The 2,016-nt window shown below is 51.4% G+C and carries 5 protein-coding genes and 1 pseudogene; all 6 read left to right on the forward strand.

Translation table 11 applies throughout. The features are described from left to right. Positions 1-99: 99 nt before the first annotated feature. On the forward strand, positions 100-222 hold the full coding sequence (locus HMPREF2696_RS11920; RefSeq protein WP_256388733.1) for a hypothetical protein: 123 nt from the start codon (positions 100-102) through the stop codon (positions 220-222). Between the two features lie 79 nt (positions 223-301). After that, a complete protein-coding gene (locus tag HMPREF2696_RS11615) occupies positions 302-469 on the forward strand; it encodes a hypothetical protein (protein WP_168162677.1) in 168 nt (55 codons plus the stop codon). Beyond that, positions 469-909, forward strand: a complete 441-nt coding sequence (locus HMPREF2696_RS06640; protein WP_049343886.1) for a hypothetical protein — start codon at positions 469-471, stop codon at positions 907-909. Before HMPREF2696_RS11615 ends, HMPREF2696_RS06640 begins: the two co-directional genes overlap by 1 nt. Further along, positions 906-1,391 carry a hypothetical protein gene (locus HMPREF2696_RS06645; protein WP_070588171.1) on the forward strand — a complete coding sequence of 162 codons (486 nt, stop codon included), beginning with the start codon at positions 906-908 and terminating at the stop codon, positions 1,389-1,391. Before HMPREF2696_RS06640 ends, HMPREF2696_RS06645 begins: the two co-directional genes overlap by 4 nt. Further along, the gene (locus HMPREF2696_RS06650; protein ID WP_049336428.1) at positions 1,388-1,876 is read left to right on the forward strand and encodes a hypothetical protein; all 489 of its coding nucleotides are present in this window, start codon (positions 1,388-1,390) and stop codon (positions 1,874-1,876) included. The genes HMPREF2696_RS06645 and HMPREF2696_RS06650 overlap by 4 nt, the downstream gene beginning before the upstream one ends. 23 nt (positions 1,877-1,899) lie before the next feature. Further along, a pseudogene (locus HMPREF2696_RS11810) lies at positions 1,900-2,016 on the forward strand (host-nuclease inhibitor protein Gam); the annotation flags it as partial.

The following is a 2,016-nucleotide window of genomic DNA, read 5'->3' on the forward strand; positions in this document are numbered from 1 at the left end:
GCGTGCGACGGCGCGAATGGCGCAAAAAAACAGAGAGCGCGAAATTGAGGAATATCAGGCGCGTTTCAGACGGCCTGCCGAGAAGAAGGAGGAGAAAAAATGATTTGGTTTGTTGTCGGATTGGCTGTGTTGGTGTTGCTGGGGATTTGGCTTGAAATGCTGGCCCGAATCGTCGTGTTGCACATGATAGGTGAAGGCCATGACGGGTATGACGACAATTAAAACGGTAAGCCGTTGATGTTGCTCTATATTTTTTTGCCTTGTTGAAAATATAAGGTATTGATTTAAAAGGATTTAAGAAATGAATCAAAAAGAAATTGCAGAATGGATCGAAGACCGTGGCGAGCTGATGTTGATGAAGAAGGACGGCGAGGGATTTGTGATTGCTGCGCGGTCGCCGGACGGGATGTGGAAGACTGCCGAGGCGGAAACTTTGGCTCGGGCGATAACTTTATGGGAGGAAGTGTGATGGACATTGAGCAATACAACCCTAAAAAAGACCCTAAATACATTGGCTATATTTTCCGATTTTTGAAGAAAAAATCCAAACTGCTTGAAGCTTCGGGAGCTTATCCGCGAATTGTTAAGTTTAAAGATGGGTTCGGCTGGTATATCGGCTGGTTTATTGAAGACGGTCTTGGAGACTTTATTGGCAGCAGGATTTATTACAGCTCCGAAAAAGTTGAGACATTTTGTTTTGTGAAAACCCCTGAAACAGAGGTGGTTACCGAAGTCAAATGGGACGAATACGAACGTATCGGAGGGTGTGCATTAACTGAATGGCATCACAAATGGATTTATGCCAATAAACAATCACGCAAATGCCGCCACTGCGGAAGATGGGAACGGAAAGCCGTCAAGACCGTTAAGACGGTTGAACGTCGAACATTATGGGAGAGCGAGTCATGAACATCAAATGCCCGAACTGCGGGGCGGTGCATAGCCTGGACAGCTTAATCAATGACGCAGACGCATCAGCGGTATTAAAGGCTGTGTTGGAGATGGATGTGGAATTGGGCAAGGCGGCGATACGGTATATCGGTTTGTTCCGCCCCGCCAAGTCCCAGCTCTCTTGGGCGCGTACCGCAAAACTGCTGAATGAGTTGCTGCCGATGATTAAGGCGCAGGAGGCGGCACGCGACGGGGTTTGTTTCCCCGCACCTGCCGAGGCTTGGATTCATGGCTTTAACGAGACGGTCAATGCACGCGACCAAGGCCGTCTGAAAACGCCGCTGAAGTCGCACGGCTACCTGTATGAAATCCTTGCGGGCTGGGTTGGCCAGCCAAGCGCAGGGAATCAGACAAACCAACCCAACCGCCGCGCCACACTACCGGCCAACCCCAGCCAAACCTTGACCGCAGCCGCATCGCTGCAAGGACTGAAGAAATGAAAGAACTACCTACCCAACTGCATAACGCCATGATCGACGGCCTGACCATGCTTTTGACCCTGCGTCTGAGCGGTTCGCCGGCTGCCGATACTGTGGCCGCGACTGCGCAAACATGGAGCCGTGTATTGGCGCACGGCCGGGCGTGGGACGAAGCGCGAGATGTATCGCGCTTTCAGACGGCCTTTATGGTGCTGGCGAATGAGACCAACCGCTGGCCGAGTCCGAAAGACTTTTTAGACAAGCTGCCTCCACCGCCGGAGCCGTTGAAGCTGGAACACCATTACCACCTCACGGAAGAGGGAAAAGCGAAGGGAAAATCGGCTTTAAGCCGCATACAGGGCGTAATTAAAGAGGTGTTAAGAGACAAGTCACTTATACCGCCTTCGGCTGAAACCGCCACCGAGCAGATTTTGAGACACCGCGCGAAAGTTGAGGCACTTGCCCAGCGCGAACGCGAACAAGGCTTGAGCAAGCCGAAATGTTAAACCCAACCCGAAAGGAAAAGAAAATGGCTAAAACCCGAATCAAACAGCCCGCGATCGAAGCGGCACAAGACAAAGCGGAAGTTACCGCATTTATCCGCCAAATCGGCGACTTGCAGCGCGAAGTCAAACGCCTGGAAACC

The sequence above is a fragment of the Neisseria sp. HMSC058F07 genome (assembly GCF_001810035.1).
Classification (GTDB): Bacteria; Pseudomonadota; Gammaproteobacteria; order Burkholderiales; family Neisseriaceae; genus Neisseria; species Neisseria perflava.

Bases quoted from the DNA above. Each gene is read 5' to 3' on its own strand.
- HMPREF2696_RS11920 (WP_256388733.1), top strand. From the start codon at position 100: ATGATTTGGTTTGTTGTCGGATTGGCTGTGTTGGTGTTGCTGGGGATT.
- HMPREF2696_RS06650 (WP_049336428.1), top strand. From the start codon at position 1,388: ATGAAAGAACTACCTACCCAACTGCATAACGCCATGATCGACGGCCTG.
- HMPREF2696_RS06645 (WP_070588171.1), top strand. From the start codon at position 906: ATGAACATCAAATGCCCGAACTGCGGGGCGGTGCATAGCCTGGACAGC.
- HMPREF2696_RS06640 (WP_049343886.1), top strand. From the start codon at position 469: ATGGACATTGAGCAATACAACCCTAAAAAAGACCCTAAATACATTGGC.
- HMPREF2696_RS11615 (WP_168162677.1), top strand. From the start codon at position 302: ATGAATCAAAAAGAAATTGCAGAATGGATCGAAGACCGTGGCGAGCTG.